The organism is Spirosoma panaciterrae DSM 21099 (assembly GCF_000374025.1).
Taxonomy (GTDB): Bacteria; Bacteroidota; Bacteroidia; order Cytophagales; family Spirosomataceae; genus Spirosoma; species Spirosoma panaciterrae.
Map to the genome: position 1 here is coordinate 134,644 of NZ_KB893180.1, position 17,720 is coordinate 152,363.

At 49.0% G+C, this 17,720-nt stretch carries 17 protein-coding genes; 9 read left to right on the forward strand and 8 right to left on the reverse strand.

Annotated features, from left to right (window positions below; translation table 11 throughout):
• Positions 1 to 18 precede the first annotated feature (18 nt).
• The 3 genes from B153_RS0111715 to B153_RS0111725 all read right to left on the reverse strand — a co-directional run bounded on the left by B153_RS0111715 (position 19) and on the right by B153_RS0111725 (position 3,801).
• Positions 19 to 1,398 carry a hypothetical protein gene (locus B153_RS0111715; protein WP_020596899.1) on the reverse strand — a complete coding sequence of 460 codons (1,380 nt, stop codon included), beginning with the start codon at positions 1,396 to 1,398 and terminating at the stop codon, positions 19 to 21.
• 483 nt (positions 1,399 to 1,881) lie between these two features.
• Positions 1,882 to 2,592, reverse strand: coding sequence for a glycosyltransferase family 2 protein (locus B153_RS0111720; RefSeq protein ID WP_026262090.1), 711 nt, complete (start codon positions 2,590 to 2,592; stop codon positions 1,882 to 1,884).
• A gap of 18 nt (positions 2,593 to 2,610) precedes the next feature.
• On the reverse strand, positions 2,611 to 3,801 hold the full coding sequence (locus B153_RS0111725) for a hypothetical protein (protein ID WP_157634651.1): 1,191 nt from the start codon (positions 3,799 to 3,801) through the stop codon (positions 2,611 to 2,613).
• Positions 3,802 to 3,963: 162 nt separating this feature from the next.
• Between B153_RS0111725 and B153_RS0111730 the strand changes: the two genes are divergently transcribed.
• The 4 genes from B153_RS0111730 (at position 3,964) to B153_RS0111745 (ending at position 7,933) form a co-directional block, all read left to right on the forward strand.
• The gene (locus B153_RS0111730; RefSeq protein ID WP_020596902.1) at positions 3,964 to 4,728 is read left to right on the forward strand and encodes a sialate O-acetylesterase; all 765 of its coding nucleotides are present in this window, start codon (positions 3,964 to 3,966) and stop codon (positions 4,726 to 4,728) included.
• A gap of 71 nt (positions 4,729 to 4,799) precedes the next feature.
• On the forward strand, positions 4,800 to 6,068 hold the full coding sequence (locus tag B153_RS0111735; protein WP_020596903.1) for an MFS transporter: 1,269 nt from the start codon (positions 4,800 to 4,802) through the stop codon (positions 6,066 to 6,068).
• A 92-nt stretch (positions 6,069 to 6,160) separates the two neighbouring features.
• Positions 6,161 to 7,408, forward strand: a complete 1,248-nt coding sequence (locus B153_RS0111740; protein ID WP_026262092.1) for an MFS transporter — start codon at positions 6,161 to 6,163, stop codon at positions 7,406 to 7,408.
• A gap of 114 nt (positions 7,409 to 7,522) precedes the next feature.
• Entirely contained in the window at positions 7,523 to 7,933 is a 411-nt protein-coding gene (locus tag B153_RS0111745; RefSeq protein WP_020596905.1) for a hypothetical protein, read from the forward strand.
• Positions 7,934 to 8,117: 184 nt separating this feature from the next.
• Here B153_RS0111745 and B153_RS0111750 read toward each other — a convergent pair whose 3' ends face one another.
• Entirely contained in the window at positions 8,118 to 8,825 is a 708-nt protein-coding gene (locus tag B153_RS0111750; RefSeq protein ID WP_020596906.1) for a hypothetical protein, read from the reverse strand.
• Positions 8,826 to 9,117: 292 nt separating this feature from the next.
• Here B153_RS0111750 and B153_RS0111755 point away from each other — a divergent pair, with 292 nt between their 5' ends.
• Both B153_RS0111755 and B153_RS0111760 read left to right on the forward strand, forming a co-directional pair.
• Entirely contained in the window at positions 9,118 to 10,233 is a 1,116-nt protein-coding gene (locus tag B153_RS0111755; RefSeq protein WP_020596907.1) for a family 20 glycosylhydrolase, read from the forward strand.
• Between the two features lie 11 nt (positions 10,234 to 10,244).
• Positions 10,245 to 11,471, forward strand: coding sequence for a heparan-alpha-glucosaminide N-acetyltransferase domain-containing protein (locus B153_RS0111760; RefSeq protein ID WP_063672815.1), 1,227 nt, complete (start codon positions 10,245 to 10,247; stop codon positions 11,469 to 11,471).
• Between the two features lie 116 nt (positions 11,472 to 11,587).
• On the opposite strand, the gene B153_RS0111765 is transcribed toward B153_RS0111760, so the two are convergent.
• The 4 genes from B153_RS0111765 to B153_RS0111780 form a co-directional block, all read right to left on the reverse strand.
• Positions 11,588 to 11,935 carry a YciI family protein gene (locus tag B153_RS0111765; RefSeq protein WP_020596909.1) on the reverse strand — a complete coding sequence of 116 codons (348 nt, stop codon included), beginning with the start codon at positions 11,933 to 11,935 and terminating at the stop codon, positions 11,588 to 11,590.
• Positions 11,936 to 11,939: 4 nt separating this feature from the next.
• The gene (locus B153_RS0111770; protein ID WP_020596910.1) at positions 11,940 to 12,359 is read right to left on the reverse strand and encodes an ester cyclase; all 420 of its coding nucleotides are present in this window, start codon (positions 12,357 to 12,359) and stop codon (positions 11,940 to 11,942) included.
• Positions 12,360 to 12,410: 51 nt separating this feature from the next.
• The gene (locus tag B153_RS0111775) at positions 12,411 to 13,304 is read right to left on the reverse strand and encodes a helix-turn-helix domain-containing protein (RefSeq protein WP_020596911.1); all 894 of its coding nucleotides are present in this window, start codon (positions 13,302 to 13,304) and stop codon (positions 12,411 to 12,413) included.
• Between the two features lie 182 nt (positions 13,305 to 13,486).
• Positions 13,487 to 14,407 (reverse strand): serine hydrolase, encoded by a 921-nt coding sequence (locus tag B153_RS0111780; protein WP_020596912.1) that lies wholly within the window; start codon positions 14,405 to 14,407, stop codon positions 13,487 to 13,489.
• A 217-nt stretch (positions 14,408 to 14,624) separates the two neighbouring features.
• Between B153_RS0111780 and B153_RS0111785 the strand changes: the two genes are divergently transcribed.
• From B153_RS0111785 to B153_RS0111795, 3 genes are read left to right on the forward strand one after another with little or no spacing between them, the layout of a single operon-like run.
• Positions 14,625 to 15,806, forward strand: a complete 1,182-nt coding sequence (locus B153_RS0111785; protein ID WP_020596913.1) for a cystathionine gamma-synthase family protein — start codon at positions 14,625 to 14,627, stop codon at positions 15,804 to 15,806.
• Between the two features lie 41 nt (positions 15,807 to 15,847).
• The gene (gene bla / locus B153_RS0111790) at positions 15,848 to 16,903 is read left to right on the forward strand and encodes a class A beta-lactamase (RefSeq protein ID WP_020596914.1); all 1,056 of its coding nucleotides are present in this window, start codon (positions 15,848 to 15,850) and stop codon (positions 16,901 to 16,903) included.
• Between the two features lie 25 nt (positions 16,904 to 16,928).
• Positions 16,929 to 17,669, forward strand: a complete 741-nt coding sequence (locus B153_RS0111795) for a M15 family metallopeptidase (RefSeq protein WP_020596915.1) — start codon at positions 16,929 to 16,931, stop codon at positions 17,667 to 17,669.
• Positions 17,670 to 17,720: the final 51 nt, after the last annotated feature.

A 17,720-nucleotide genomic window follows, 5' to 3' on the forward strand; every position in this document is an offset into this window, starting at 1 on the left:
TTACTGTCTAAAAACCAGTTAAGAAAACCCCCATTTTGTTAAAAGCAGTACCGAGGCCACCGTATAGGCTACCAGCAGGATATATGTTTTGATATTGGCCGATTCCGGGAAAATCCTTACCAATCCGTAGCCAATAAAAGGCCAGGGATGAATGAGATAACGTTCGAAAAACGGGTGATTTCCACCTATAAATGCCTGAGACGCTATAAAAAAGGCTATAAAGGCTATTGAAAACAGTAACCCCTTGTCGGCAAAACCCTCTACCCGTAGTAGCTCAACAAGTTGCCGAATCACAATGGACAGACTCACAAAGCTCAGAGTGTAAACAGCCAGAAAACCTAGTTTGAGAGCGAGTTGGCTTTTAGCTAATAGCCAGTTTAATGTATGCTCGATAGGCCCGCTGAATACGTCGTTGACCGATTCGGGGTCACGCAGCAGGTTGACCTGAAATAAAGCGAGTATCAGTGCGATCACGAAGGAGCCAATCAGCAGTGGCCGCGTGGACTTTATATACCGAAAACCAGCGAGCCATACGAATGGGGCAATATATATCCCGGTAAGCACGAAGGCAGAGACAGGCCGTAGAGCATTGAAACTGATCCCAGACCGTAGTTTAGACCACTGATGAAACAACGGGGGCGTAAATCCACCCCATAAACTGACCAAACCAGCTAAAGGAAGTAAACTGACAGCAATCGATGCATAGAGCAGTATCCGGCGGGTTGTCAATACGTTGGCTCCCATCTGGCGATATTTTTCCCAGTCTTCTACCGCCAGAACAATAAACAGCGCTGGCAAAAGAGGGATATAATAAAATCGGGCAATGGTGGTAAGGCCCAGGAAAAGACAGGCCAGAAAAAAAGGATAGAGACGCTCAAGCTTTGAAACTGACAGCAGCAACAAACCTGCAAACAGAAAAACCAGCGATGGTCCCTCGGTCATGACGGTTGAAACACTCAGAAAAAAATAAGGACAGACCAGCATAAATACACTGGCTGCTACAATTCGCTTCTGCCATACTCCCGATAAAGACCTGAGATGAAAATAAGTAGCTATAGCCAGCCCTGCCAGTGCAACGCAGGTGATAAGCCTTAAGCCGACGTAGTCGATTGTTGGAAACAACCAGATCCACAAGGCAAACCAGAGATGACTGGCCACCCCCGTTGGTGGTACATGCCGATATAAAGTCGTTTTATTGAGGCCAAATTTGGCAAAAGGAAGGCTGTATTCCAGATGGAATGACTCATCCATTACGCCAAACTTAATTCGAACAGCCAGCCAGGCAGCAATGAGCAGATACAACGCACAGATCGCAATAAAGTATTGTCGATACAGTTTAGTTTGTTCTACAGGGGCCGAAAAGGCAGACAGACGGTCAGTAGTCACAAAAAATTTCATTCAATAGCCTATTTTAGAAGCTCCAGCCAACACCCGGCCAGCTATGTACAACTACATAACCATTTTCCCGAGACAGCCCAACTACATTCGGGGATTGTTAGCTCACTGCTTATCAGGCAAGTTTGCCAATACGGTTAACCGGAAGCTGCGTAGGCGCTAAATCAACTACCTAAACCTGTTTATCAACCGGCCAGCATTCAGGAAAGGCCGAAAGGTAACCACCCCAGGAAACGTATTAAGTACCCTCTCCAACGAAACCAGTTTCTTCTCAAAAGATAAAACTGAGGGGCAAAAATATGCCCCTTTCGCCAAACAGCGTGAAATTTAGATAGATCAGAAAGCAGAAAAAAACTATATGGCAGTTCAAATGCTGAGCATACCAGAATCAGGCAAAGCCCGAATGCACAACATTACCCTGATTAACAGGAGCTTAGAAAAAGAAAGGAGTTATCAATGTAGGCACGTTCACAAACATCGGCTCAGTTAAGTAAACAGGCCATAGCGAACAATACAGTAGATGGCCCTAAAGCCATCTTTCCAGTTTATCTTTTTTCCCTCTTCATACGTTCGCCCATAATAGGAGATACCGACTTCGTAAATACGAATACCAGGTACTTTCGACAGTTTAGCGGTCACTTCGGGTTCAAATCCGAACCGTCTTTCGTGCAAGGGAATCTGCTTGATAATATCTGTTCGGAAGAGTTTATAACACGTTTCCATATCGGTCAGATTCAGATTCGTACACATATTGCTTAGAAAAGTCAGAAATTTGTTGCCAATAGTATGCCAGAAGAATAGAATTCGATGGGCATTACCACCCATAAAGCGCGAACCATACACTACATCGGCAAAACCATCCAGCACCGGCTTCAACAGGACATTAAATTCGGCTGGATCATATTCCAGGTCAGCATCCTGTACAATCAGGTAATCGCCCGACGCTTTCTGAATGCCTGTATGCAAAGCCGCCCCTTTTCCCTGGTTGACCGCATGGGCGACATAGTGGATGTTGGCGTCAGAATGAGACTGAATAAACTGTAAGACGGCACCCTCCGTATTGTCTCTGGATGCATCATTCACTATGATAATTTCTTTACTGACTGACTCAGGCAACTGAATTTCCAATAACCTGGCTAAAATTTTTCTAATTGTATTTTCTTCGTTATAAGCAGGTATAATTATTGACAATTTCATAGTCTAATCCACTGTAGATCAAAGGGAACCGTAACGCTGATACATAATAAACAAAAGAACAAAGACGCAGCATATCGTTAAAACCAGCCCTTTCTGCTGCTTTTCTGACTGTTGAAGGCTACACCAGGCCAAACAGGGGGCAATAGTCGCAAAAACCGAAATTCGCTCGTAGAGGTAAGGGAGCGTAACTAATAAGACCGCTGCGCCCAACAAACCAAAAAAGAGTGGGTAGTGGTCGCGGTGAAGTCGTAGCCAGCCTAAGCCAAGTAGTAGGTAGCTTATTACCCAACCTAATTGGCCATTAGCCAATGCTGCCTGACTAAGTTGGCGGGCAATACCAACAATAGTGGCAGTTTTGTAAAGAAGCACAGCAGCCAGTATCAGCAAACCGACAACGATCAGCGAATAGGTCCGATGTTGTTTTATATCCTCAACTGTCCGGTTGCCAATGACCCAGAACAGGCCTCCGGCTACCATAAAAACGGTACCCAAATACCCAAATGAAGGCTTGCCATGAACGTGGTATTCCTGAAAAAAAACATGACTGGCAAATTTTGGCGGGTACATTCCCCCCCAGGTCAACCAGGTTATCAAGACCCCTGAAAGGGCCAGTACACCAATAACCAGTGCCCGAATGACCTCATTTTTTTGTAGAGGGAATTTAGGCATAAAGAGCCCAACGGTTCCACCAATAAAAACCTGAAAACTTACCGCAAACGGTAGAATCAGCAATCCCACTCTCTTCTGTCGACGCACCAGTATCCAGAACAAGTAGAAAAGACCAAGGCCAGGCAATAAAGGATGAGCCCGAACACTATAGATGAGTACATACGGATTGAACAGCACAGCCAGCGATTTATATCGACCCGAACGAGCCTGCTCCCCTACCAGGATAAGCCAGCAACCTAACGACAGTAAACGTCCGGTCACCAGAATTTTGCCGCTGGCCCAAGACTCAGCAACTGCCTGTAAGGCTGCTACAACCCATAGATAAAATGATGAAATTGACCAATAGGGCGACAAGTCCAAAGCAGGCCAGAGCGAAAAAGCCTGATCAAATGCAGGTAAGTAAGCCCCGCCTTCGTCGCCTTTAGCCTGCTGAGTAACGGCCGAATACAGCAACAGAAAAAACGTGATAACCAGTATTCCATACCGAACGAATGCTTCCGCTTTTCGCGATTCAAGAATAGAGACGTTTGCAGGACTCAAGTTACTTAACAACATTGGCCGATTAAATTGGAACTAAATTAAAAGCTTTTTCAACAGTTCATAAAAAAACAAGTAACCCTTTTAACCAATGAATAAACAACAAATTCGCAAACCTCTGACTAATAAACAATTTAAAATATGTCAACTCATCTAATTTTCTTAATGAGCGGTCTTCTCATGACCTTATTCACCCTCAAACAGGACACACCTCCCCGGCTCCAGATCTTTCTGCTTATCGGCCAATCGAACATGGCAGGCCGGGGCGATCTGGACGCCGAATCGAAGCAAACCAATCCCCGAATATGGATGCTCGACAAAGCGCTAAACTGGGCACCTGCACAGGACCCGATGCATTTCGACAAACCAGACATTGTAGGCGTAGGCCCTGGCCTGAGTTTCGCGAAGCGACTAGCCAGTACGTATCCAGAACTGAACATCGGCCTGGTTCCCTGTGCCGTTGGCGGGTCTGGTATCAATGTCTGGAAACCGGGGGCTTACTATGAGCCTACCAAATCGCATCCGTACGATGACATGCTACTCCGGGCAAAAAAAGCCCTTGAAAATGGCGAGCTGGCTGGTTTTATCTGGCATCAGGGTGAATCGGACTCCGATCCGGAAAAAGCCCTTGAATACGAGGAAAAACTTACAGAGTTGGTTCAACGGTTACGCAAAGACCTTAATGCGTCCAATGTACCTTTCGTAGCCGGGACCCTGGGCGACTTTGTGGTGAATCGTAACCCGGACGCCAAAACGGTCAATGGGGCTATTATGGAAGCGACCAAACAGCTTCCCAATGCCTACTATGTGCTCTCGGCGGGACTGACCGATAAAGGCGATGCTACTCATTTCGACACCGAATCGGCCCGTATTCTGGGCCAGCGCTACGCTGATGCGTTCATTCAGAATAAATTATTGAAGGTCAAATAAAGCCTAATCTTCTTTGGCCATTTTGTATTATTGCAGAATTGTTTCGCTCTCTTAACCTCAGATACTGCCGCATGGCCGTTCCTACTGTTTCCTCCAAATCTCAATCACCTACGGTTGGGCTATTCAGCCTGCCGGTTATTGTTGCGGCATTAGGTTACTTTGTCGACATTTATGACCTCCTGTTGTTCGGCATCGTTCGCGTACCCAGCCTGAAAGACCTTGGCCTATCACCCGATCAAATTTCAACGGTTGGTGCTACTATTCTGAACTGGCAGATGGGTGGTCTGCTCCTGGGGGGCATTTTATGGGGCGTTCTGGGCGATAAGCGTGGTCGCCTGTCAGTCCTGTTCGGCTCCATTATTACCTATTCCATTGCCAATATTGCCTGCGGGTTTATAAAGAACATTACTTTCATGGACCCCATCACCTACTATGCCCTCATGCGCTTCATTGCCGGTATCGGGCTGGCGGGTGAACTAGGCGCGGGTATTACCCTGGTTAGCGAAGTGTTGCCAAAAGAAAAACGGGCCATTGGTACATCGCTGGTGGCCGGTATCGGATTGTTCGGTGCTGTAGTGGCTTATTTCACGGTTAAACTTTTCGACTGGCAAATGGCCTTTTTTGTTGGCGGTGGTCTGGGTTTTGGGCTGCTACTCCTGCGGGTAGGTGTAGTAGAATCGGGCATGTTTAAAGATGTATCGGATCAAAAGCATGTAAGCCGGGGCGATTTTCTTTCTTTTTTCACGAATTGGGATCGGTTGAAACGCTACCTCAAGTGCATAGGTATCGGTTTGCCTACCTGGTTCGTCATTGGCATTCTGGCTACGTTCAGCAACGAGTTCGGCAAAGCACTGGGTATCAGCGAAGAAATCCAGCCGGGTTTAGCCATCATGTGGTGTTATGTTGGCCTGGCGGTAGGCGATCTGGCCAGTGGTTTTATCAGCCAGGCTCTGGCGTCACGTAAGAAGGCAGTCACACTACTCATGATAGTTTCGCTACTGTTCGGCTTAATTTATTTGTACATGGGAATAAAAAGTGCCGCAGTACTGTATGGATTGTGTCTGGCGATGGGTTTTGGGATCGGTTACTGGGCCATGTTTGTTACGATCGGCGCCGAACAATTCGGGACGAACCTTCGGGCTACGGCCGCCACAACGGTACCCAACATGGTGCGGGGTATGGTTATCCTGATGACAAGTCTGTACGGCGACCTGAAGCCCTCGCTGGGTGTTATCAACGCTGGCGCTGTAGTGGGGATCATTGCATTTGCGCTTGGCTTTTACTCCATCCTGACCATACCCGAAACCCACGGCAAGGATTTGAACTATCTGGAAGAATAACAAAATAAGGAGGAAAGGGTCTTTTTAAACTCTCTCTTCCCCTTCTTCCCCCTCCTCCCTTTCTTCCTTCCTCCCTCTCCCCCCTGCTTTCAATGCATACCCTTTCCCCTACGCCCCAACGCACCTCATTGCGGCCGCTGTTTACATTACCCGTTATTGTTTCGGCATTAGGATTTTTTGTCGATGTATACGATCTGCTCATTTTCAGCATTGTCCGCGTTCCTAGTCTGCAGTCGTTCGGCTTGTCGGAAGCAGAGGTATCAAAAGCTGGAACGTTTATCATCAATTTCCAGCAGGCAGGACTCCTGATCGGCGGGTTTCTGTGGGGAGTTTGGGGCGATAAACGCGGCCGGATGTCGGTACTCTTTGGCAGTATTCTTACCTACTCGCTCACCAACATTGCCTGTGGTTTTGTGCAGGATGTGAATACCTATGCCCTGCTGCGGTTTCTGGCTGGCGTAGGACTTTCGGGCGAAATTGGTGCAGCCATGGTACTCATCTCCGAAATTCTCCCGAAAGAAATCCGAAGTTATGGATCGGCCATGGTGGCAGGCATTGGCTACCTGGGTGCCGGACTGGCCTATATGACCGTCGAGTATTTCAACTGGCGAACGGCTTACTGGGTGGGGGGCGGTATGGGGCTGACCTTGCTGCTGCTCCGGGTGAGTGTGTTTGAATCGGGCCTCTTTAGCCGGATGAAAGCAGAGCACAAAGGGGTTAGCCGAGGCAATTTTCTGGAATTTTTCAGAACCCGAAAACAGGCCATTAAATACTTCCGATGTGTTACGGTCGGTATGCCAACCTGGTTTATTGTAGGGATTCTGGCCACCTTCGCCAACGAGTTTGGGCAGGCACTTGGGATTGCCGACATCGTAAAGCCAGGCCGCTGTGTGATGCTGGTTTACGTCGGACTGGCCGGGGGCGATTTGCTCAGCGGACCCCTAAGTCAGTGGTTACAGTCGCGCATAAAGGCCATAACGGGGCTGCTTGTCTTTAGTGCTTTATTGAGTGGCATTTACCTGTTTGGCGGTATTAAAACAGCCAATGGGCTGTACCTGATCTGTCTGATGGCGGGCTTCTGCACGGGTTATATTGCCATGTACCTAACCATGGTAGCCGAACTATATGGCACCAATCTTCGGAATACAGCCACCACATCGGTACCCAGTGTGGTACGTGGCACGCTGATTCTGATGACCCTATCCTTTCAGGCCTTAAAACCAACAGTGGGTGCTCTGGTGGCCGCCGGTCTATTGGCCCTGATTGTATATGGTCTGGCGTTCTGGTCACTTAGCCGGATGGACGAAACCTTCGGCAAAGACCTGGACTTTGTCGATTAGTTTCTGCCGTTTATCCTTCGATTCAACCGTTTTTCCCGAACGGCAACGATTCATTTTTGCGTAACCATCATTGGGTTGACAGCTAAAGGTTCTCAAACAATCCTGATCAACTCCATGAAAACGTCCATTAAACTCCTTTCCAGCGCCTTACTTCTGGCCCTTTCTGTATCGGTTGCTACACCCGTTCTGGCAATCGATGACCACGCCAATGCGAAAGCTTTTTCAGCCGTTATGTTTCCGGCTGCCGACGCGTCCAAACTGTGGTTATGCCTTGAAAAATACCAGTCAGCCAATAAAGTCCGTCTTGAATTAGTTAATGAACGGGGCGATATTGTATTCGATGAAATTGTCGTCGGCAAAAACAGCAAACGCAATACCTTCCGCCAGCAATTCGATATGAGCCAGCTTGCCGATGGTAACTACACCTTCCGTATTTCAGCTGGCTCGCAAACCGAAGAATTCTCGTTTAAACTCGCAACGCCCAGTGTAGAGTCTTCTCCAAGCCGACTCGTTGCGATTAAATAAACCCTTACGCATCCATCACTCCAGCGCAAACACGGTTTCCAGGTATCCCCCCGGCTTCGGCTGGGGGGATTTTTTATAGCCGTAAGAAAACCTGTGGTATCCAACAGCTACAGCGCGATCCCAGACACACAACCATCTGCTTAGCAACAAGGCGCTGTATCAGGTCCCTCCCCTACTTACCTGGCTAGAGCAGAGTCGTACAAAAGGCGAGGCTATTTTTCAGATCAGCTTCCTGATTGAAATTGATCGAATTTTCCTTCAGGTATTGTTTAACCACCGCCTTGTTTTTAGCGAATATATGCAGGAATCCAGCCTGGCTTGCCGGATGAAATTTACCATTGTTATCCCGTAGTCTAAACTCCGCTTTATTTGAAAATAGCATATCACTATGGGCGTCCAATCGGGCTAATGATCCATTACCCCCTGCATACGTACTCGTGGTCCGTATCGCAGAAGCACCCATCGATTGTTTGTAGCCGCCTTCTTTTTCACGGTCAATCAAAACCATGGTCCGTTTGATCAGCAATTGAGCCGAATGATACGTAGAAACCAGTTGCCAGTAAGTCTTGGGATACTCGTAGTAAAATGAGTCGATTCCAATAACCAGCAGTTGAATGGTAGGGTCACTTTCCAGCGCCAGCGTATCGCCCGTAGCGTTGATAAAATGCATCTCACCCAAAAATAGATGATAGTTGAACCGAGCCGCTGACACCTTGCTGGACGCATAAATAATCTTCCCCATCGTAAATTCCGGGTATTGGTAGCGTTCACTGAACGATATAGAATTAGTCGGATTCTGCCCCGCTTTTACCCGAACATATTGATTGCTTTGAGCAGCGACTATCGAACAAACGCCAATCAACAGGAAGCCAGAAAATAGTATAAATTTCATAGTTCAGAATAATAACACACCGTATGATACGTCCGACATAACGGGCACTAGTGACGGCGATAGTGGGCCCCTTCCAGCTAGTGCAGACGCCCTCAAGTTAGCAGGTTTAACGAATGAATACTATACACGGCTGTGGCTACATCAGAAGCGAGTTTCTTCCTATCAGGAATTATTACCTCTGTAAACTATACTCCTCCTATGGTGTATCCGTTTATAGCTGCCCACGAATCGGTATTTTCCGGGATCAACTCGCTTTACACAACTAGTCACCTTTATTTGTAAGCTCGCTCTGATGGCCCGAATCGCTCCACTGATTTGCCTGTTTATAAGCTTATTCGCTACTATACCTGGCATCGGTCAAACAAAGCTCGACAGCCTGTTGCCCGTTCGTGGGTTTTGCATAGCGGCTCCTCTCCCCAAACAACTCGATGCGTTTATTCAGTTTATCAACGAGGAGTTGGCCACCCGGCAAGTTAACACGCTGATTCTTCGGGTCGATTATAACTACCAGTTCGGCAGCCACCCCGAACTGCGCGATAGCCTTGCCTTGTCGAAACGGGAGGTAAAAAAAATAGTAAAAGCCTGTCAGAAACATAACATTCGGCTCATTCCCCAAATCAATTTGCTGGGGCATCAGTCCTGGGCCAGTAAAACCGGGAATCTGCTTCGAGTATACCCCGACTTCGACGAAACCCCCAGCGTAAAGATGCCCGAAAAGTATATCTGGCCGAACGAGGACGGACTCTATTGCAAAAGCTATTGCCCACTGCATCCGGGCGTTCATGCGGTCGTATTCGATCTGGTCGACGAAATCTGTGATGCGTTCGAAGCCGATGCATTTCATGCGGGTCTGGATGAAGTGTTTTACATTGGTCATGACAAATGTCCGCGCTGTTCAGGCCGCGATAAGGCCGAACTATTTGCGGGTGAAGTAACCGAAATCCGAAACCATCTGGCACTAAACAATCGGAAGCTCTGGATGTGGGGCGACCGACTGATCGACGGCAAAACGACGGGGATCGGTATGTGGGAAGGTAGTTTCAATAACACTCACCGCGCCATCGACCTGATTCCTAAAGATGTGATGATTTGCGACTGGCATTACGAACGACCCGACCAGACGGCCGTTTATTTCGCCACAAAAGGGCTGAGCGTGATCACCTGTCCGTGGCGCAAACCCGGTTTTGCCGTTACCCAAACGCAGGATATGGTGCGATTTCGAAAATCGGTGACGCCGGTTATGAGAGAACGATTCCAGGGCATGATGCAAACCGTATGGTCGGGAGCCGGGCCGTTTCTGGATGAATTTTATGGTAAAAACGCAGCAGCCGAAGCCGGAGCGAACACACCCTCCAACTGCTTTAGAGCTATGTTTGACGAGATCGGAAAATTAAGTACCACCCCTTAATTCGTACAGCAATGTTGTCCGTTGAAACCTCGCCCACTCGCACCAGTATGGTGACGAAACGCGTATTCTCGATTGATGTGTTCAGAGCCTTGACGATGCTAACCATGATTTTCGTCAATGACTTATGGACCTTAAAAGACATACCTGTCTGGCTCGAACATGCACAACGAGATCAGGATTTTCTGGGATTTGCGGATACCGTCTTCCCCTGCTTTCTGGTCATTGTCGGGATGTCGATCCCGTTTGCGATCCAGCACCGACTCAGCAAGGGCGATTCGTACGGGCAACTCATCCAACATATCGTACTCCGGTCGGCCGCGCTGCTGATCATGGGTGTGTTCATTGTCAATCTGCCCGATCTGAATGCACAGGCAACCGGTATGCGCTCAGCCTGGTTTCAGATTTTGATGGTTACGGGCTTCTTTCTGATCTGGAACCAGTATCCTAAACGAGAGGGCACGACAAACGCCTTATTTATAGGCTTACAAGCGCTGGGAGTGGGTATTCTTATTTGCCTGGCATTCAAATTCAAAGGGGGCGACGAAGCGCATCTGACGGGTATGACCCCTCAATGGTGGGGCATTCTGGGATTGATCGGCTGGACTTACCTCACCTGTGCCCTTCTCTATTTGTTTCTTCACAAGCAGCCTATTCTGTTGGTACTAGGTGGGCTGTTTTTTGCGCTGCTAAACATAGCTGGTCATGCGGGCTGGCTGCATGCCCTATGGCCCACTGGCCCCCGCAACTGGATTCCCGACAATGGCGCTTTCAATGTATTTGCCTTTGAGGGTATTGTGGCAACCCGTTTGCGAACGCGCTGGCAACAATTGAGTCGGGAAAAGCAATTGCCTCTGCTGTTTACCAGTATTGGCATTGCGTTGCTCATTGCGGGCTTTCTGCTCCGAAATGCTTTCATTATCTCCAAGATTCAGGCCACACCCACCTGGATTTTTCTTTGCTCCGGTATAGCCTATATCGTCTACGCTGGGGTTTACTGGCTAGTCGATCTGAAGCAGAAAGCCCACTGGTTCGATTTTGTCAAACCTGCGGGCACCAGTACCTTAACCTGCTACCTGATTCCGTATGTGTATTACAGTGTGGCAGAGTTATCCGGTGTCTCGCTGCCCGCTTTTCTAACAACCGGACTGATTGGCTTAGTTAAATCTTTACTGTTTGCCTTGCTCATTGTTGGTATTACGGCAATTCTGGGCAGACTTGCCATCAAGCTAAAACTATAGCTACTCCAGAAATCGATACAGCTGTTTTTAGCGACCCCGTTAATCCAGAGCCATAATTGAGAAACTTCTCCAGTCAGTTTTAGAGCCTGACCGTACTGCGTTTTTTGGGCTTGGGATCATTCCATTATCTCCCGAATCTCAACAAAACCGTCGGTATCCAGCACCGGGCAGGTTTTCATCAGTGCCGTAATCTCTTCAAGGCTGGAGGCCTTCAGGAGCATATAGCCGCCAACAATCTCCTGCCCATCCACTCGGTAAGGGCCATCGGATACCTGTCTACCGTCGGTAGTGGGTCGAATAACCCGTCCCGACAAGGTTAAGGCCTGCCCACTCAGCCAATGCCCCTTGGCACCGAGTTCACCTATCCACGACTTCACGGCAAGCTGATGTTGCTGAATGGCATCGGCGGGTGGAATAACGGTTCGCCCATCGGGCTCACGTACTAATACGAGGTAGGTCTTCATAATCTTACTCCTGAGTAAGTTGTTTTAGAACAGTATGCGTATCGCGAATACCCCAGTGTTCGATGTATTGACCGTTGCGCAACCGTACAATATCGATAATGGGAAAGACAATGGATTTGCCAGTGGCCGGAATACCCATAAACGGGCCGGAGTGAGTCGCGTGAAAAGCTTTGCGGGTCACCACTTTATCGCCTTCGGCAATCTGATCGTAAATTGTAACGCGTAAATCGGGGAAAGCGGGTCGTATCACATCCAGAATAAACCGTACCATGCCCTCCGGGCCTTTGGGCATACCGGCAGGAGCCGTATGATTGATGAAATCGGGAGCAATCAATTCGTCAAAGGCTTCGATTCGCCCCTGCTCAATGGCTTCCCTGTTGAAACGGGCAACGATCTGTTTATTCGATTCGGTTTCTGTGTTCATACCGCAAAGCTACAGATCTATCGAGCGGCTGTCATTGACCGTTTATCGGTTTCAGGTGTACATTTCGCGGATGTCGGTTCGGAATGCGGTTGGTGTCTCACCAGTCAGCCGCTTAAAGAACCGATGAAAATAAGCGGCATCCTCAAAACCCAGTTGCCAGGCAATCTCTTTGGCCGACAGTTCGGTATGCAACAGCAATCGTTTGGCCTCCAGCACCAGCCGCTCGTGAATATGCTCGATGGGCGTTTTCCCGCTCTGCTGCTTGATTCGGTCGTTCAGATGCCCCGGTGTCAGATGAAGCAACCCGGCATAATCGGCAACCTGATGAAGCGTAGCATAGTGCTCATCAATGTACGCCCGAAACTGTTTCAGCAAGCCCCGATCGGCCAAACTCCCCTTTGCCTTCACCTGCTGAACATACAACCGACTTACATAAATCAATAAGATACTGACGTACGATTGCAGCATTTTGCTCCGCCAGTTTCGGTCAGTATTAAACTCGATCAATATCTTTTTTAGCAGGTCTTCCAGAAACTGTACATGTTCAGGAAGCAGCGTCAGTTCGTGGGCATCGTCGGGGTTCTGAATAATGGGCAATTGCCGTAAGGAGCGGTTTTCGTCGAGCTGGAGATACTCTTCAGTAAACGACAGCATAATGCCTTCCAGCGGTTCCGTTTTTTCTTTAACCTGCACTTGTTGCGGCACCGAAAAATAGAACGTATTGGGCTGCAAGGTATACGGTACGAAATCGACCCAGTGCCGACTGCTTCCATGGCGCACGAAACACAGAAAATAATAGTCTTTCCGATGGGGTATCAGAAAATTGGACCGATGACGCCGGAATTCTCCGTTCGACTCGATCACTTCGAATTGAGAACTCCCCAGACTACTGCTTTGCTGAAGCGAATAAATTGGAATGGCTGTATCTTTTCCCTGAGCAATCATCGCGTGAGTCGTTAAGTATAGTGTATTGGGTGTAAACATTGCGGTAAGAGGATCGCCCATACCATTTATTAACGCGACAATAAAGAAGCAGGTTAATAAATATACAGCAGGCCACTTTCGTTAGGCCGACAAAAGCGCTCACGCACAAAATTAAGTTCTTATAATCAAGGAGTTACGCCCTTTCATTTGCCTCCCTGCGACACATAGCGGTGCAGCCATTCTGATACGGTTGCCATAGCGTTCTGTGTTTCCAGGTCTTCTTTGATCTGCTTCGACAAAATGACCAGTACATACGTCCGGCCGTCGGGTAGGTACACAATTCCCGAATCATGCCGGACACCCGTAATTGACCCGGTTTTATGAGCTACTTTCACATCCTTCGGTAGTTTAGCCGGAATCGACTCGTTGAACTTCTGTTCCAGCAAAATACCGATCATGGCCTGCGAAGCTTCGGGGCTTACCACTTTCCCTTGTGCCAGTTTCTCATAAATCACCATCAGATCGTAGGCAGTTGTGGTATTGTTCAGGCCTTTGGCAAACGCTTTTGCATCTTCTACACCCCGCCAAACTTCAATATCCTTTGCCCCCAGTTCACGCATGGTTTGAGTAACCTTTCGGGCATCAACCTTTTCAATGATCAGGTTCGTAGCCAGATTGCTGCTCACCGTGATCATGTCGTAAACCAGGGAAGCCAGCGTTCGCTTCGTACCCAGTTGTTTGTACGTAACCGTATCATCGTCCACACGGATGGGTAAACTGAACGGACTGCCATCGACAATACTTTTGAATTCATTTTTGACCAGAATCGAATCCGTAAGCGCTAGTTTGTGCTGTGCCTGCTGCCTGTACACCTCAATCATAACGGGCGTTTTCATGGTACTGGCGGCATGAAATCGTTCTTTCTCCCGAATCAGTAGTTCCTGGCCCGTGGTCAGGTCTTTAAACGCAACGGCAAACACACCCGGATGGCGGGCCAACTCCTGCTCGATTTGCTGCCGTAATTCGGAGAGAGACGGGCGGGACTGAGCCAAGACGAATGACCCACTACCGGGCAGAAAGCCAATCAGAAAAATAAGCCAACTGGCTTTGTTTAAAAATCGCATAGATCTGGAGGTTGTATTGATGAATCCGGCAAAAGTTAATCATTTCGGGGCATTCTATCCGAATAGAAGACGGATCATTAGGATTCTGGGCCGACAATTACCGACTGATCTTAAAAATCCCGTATATCCTAAAAATCTGTGCGCTATCGGATTAGGGCTAATTCCTTTTTTATGTATCATTACCAGGTAGACCTCAATCAATTACAACCTGATAACTATGGATTTTGCGAATCACCAGAAAGGTACCGCATCGGTATGGGCGGGCGAAACCGATTTGTTTACCGAAGGGGCCATTACTCCTCCCATCATTAAAAGTGTCACTTTTGGGTACAATGACCTGGACGAATGGCATCAGGTAGCCACGGGCAATGCCGACGGCTACATCTATAGCCGCAACACCAATCCAACCGTTCATGTCCTCGAAGAGAAAATACGGATTCTGGAAGGTGCCGAAGCAGCCACCTCCTTTGCTACAGGCATGGGAGCCATCAGCAATACCTTGTTTGCATTGCTGGAACCCGGCAAACGGGTGGTTTCCCTGAAAGACACCTACGGAGGAGCCAGTCGCCTTTTTCTTGATTTTCTGCCGCGCTATCAGGTAGCCGTTACCCTCTGCGATACAACCGACTTCGATGCCCTCGAAACCGAAATAGCGAAAGGCTGCGACCTGCTCTATCTGGAAACCCCCACGAATCCAACACTTAAAATCGTTGATCTGCGCCGTTTGGCGGCTGCGGCTAAAAGTGTGGGGGCTGTCACCGTTGTCGATAATACGTTTGCCACACCCATCAATCAAAATCCGCTGGCATTAGGAGCCGACCTGGTGCTGCATAGTGCTACGAAATTTCTGTGCGGCCACTCGGATGCTATGGGAGGTGTACTCTGCGGGCGCAAAGACCTGATCCAGAAAGTCTTTCAATTCCGGGAAATCAACGGTGCCAGCTTACAGGCCGATCCAGCTTACCTGATTGCCCGTGGCATGAAAACCCTGGAACTGCGCATCGAACGGCAAAACGCATCGGCACTAACCGTAGCTCAGTATTTAAAAGCGCATCCCAAAGTGAGTGAGGTGTTTTATCCGGGGCTTGACAGTCATCCGGGTCATGGTATTGCCAAAGCGCAGATGTCAGGTTTTGGGGGCATTCTGAGTTTCTCCTTGAAGGGCGGTTATGAACAGGTTAAGCAGTTTCTTCCCCGACTCCAGTTTGTCCACCTGGCTGCCAGCCTGGGGTCCGTCAGCACACTGGCTGGCCCTCCCCGAACCACTAGCCACGTCGAACTTACGGAAGAGCAACGGAGCCTGTTAGGTATTCCCGAGAGCCTGATTCGCTATTCTGTCGGCATTGAGAACGTCCGTGATTTGATCACTGATCTGGAACAAGCCCTGGCTCTGGTATAATCTCCTGACCAACTAATCTCACTCCTAAAACAACCCAATCGATGCTGTCAACTTTCCCGAAACTCCCCTTCCTTCTGATCTATACATGGCTGTTTGGTAGCCTTTCGATATGTGCGCAACCCGTTCAGTCGATCAGTAAACCGGCGGATATTGCCACCCAGCGGCTGGAGCGCGAACTCGACCGGATTGCCACTCTCGCGAAGGGCAAAGTCGGCATTTGCGCTCTTCACCTGGAGTCAGGTAAGCAGGTCAGCCTGAATGTGCAGGAACGGTTTCCGATGGCCAGTACGGTGAAAGTAGCCATTGCCGTACAACTGTTCACGCTCATCGAACAAGGTAAGCTCTCGCTGATGACGATGGTCGACCTACAACCGTCCGATCTGCATCCGGGCAGTGGTACGCTGGATGTACTGTTTGCCAAACCGGGGGTGCAGCTTTCGGTCCAGAATCTGCTGGAACTGATGATGGTCATTAGCGACAATTCGGCTACCGACATCCTGCTGCGGTTGGTTGGCGGCACCGAGGCCGTTCAGAAGCGGATAAATGCGTTGGGGATTCAGGGCATGTCGATCGACCGAACCATCATTCAACTGCTTGCCGACCTTGATGGCATTACCTTACCCCCTGCTCATCAGTGGACCCTGGGCTTTTATGCTCGTCTGGATAGTGCCACCACGCCCGATATAAAGCAGAAAGCCTCCCACAAACTCGCAACCGACCCCCGCGACACCTCCACTCCTGAAGCAATGGTCAATTTACTGACGCAAATTTACCGGGGTACAGCCCTTAAACCCGAAAGTCGGGCTCTGTTGCTGGGTGTCATGGAACGCTGCCGGGGTGGAGCGGCCCGGCTTAAAGGCTACTTACCTCCCAACACGGTCATCGCGCATAAAACCGGATCATTGAATGGCATTGCTACCGATGATGTGGGCATTATCACTTTACCTGATGAGGCAGGGCATATCGCCATTGCGGTTTTTGTTGGTGATTCGCCCATGCCGCTGGCCGACCGTGAACAGGTCATTGCCCAATCGGCCCGTGCGATTTATGACTTTTTCCTGTACCAACCCCCAACGCCCTCCATCCCAGCCCGCTAATTGCCCATAAATACCCTGCAACGCCATGAAAAAATCGACCTGCCTGAGCACATTCCTTCTTTGCTTATCGGTGAGCATATCCCTCCCGGCTCAGCAACTAAAATTCGATTTGCCCAAAAGCAAGTACGGCCTGCCGGTTGTTGGTGATGTGAGAATTTACGAGAAAATTGTGGCGGCTGACCCCGACAATGAGCTGGTCGATATGCACCAGATTTTGCCGGATGCCCAGTACGACGTTACCTATGCCGATACCACTAATTTTCTAAAACGGAAGCTATACCCCACAGCCGATGTATTTATGCGCAAACCAGCCGCTTTAGCCCTCAGACAGGTGGCCGAAAATCTGAAGAAACAGGGCTATGGACTGGTCTTATTTGACGGATACCGACCCTATGCAATTACCATGCTCTTTTACGAAGAACATGGCGACACCACATTTGTGGCCGACCCTCGAAAAGGATCTAAACACAACCGGGGTATGGCTATCGATCTGTCGTTGTATGAGCTAAAGACCGGCAAACGCCTATCGATGCCATCCGCCTACGACGAATCGACCCCGCGCGCCTACCATAGCTACATGGATTCGGATAGTGCGTCGCTGGCACACCGGACGTTGTTACGGAAAGCTATGGAGCAGGTCGGTTTCGCCATTTTTCCATGGGAGTGGTGGCATTACGACTTCCGGGGTTGGGAAAACTGCTTCACCTACGATCTGTGGTTCGACGCCATCCGAAAAGCCAATAAGAAGATAGCGAAAGGCAACTAAGACAACTTGGCCCCTTGGTTGGCTATTGATCAGTTGTCTATAAAGCATTTT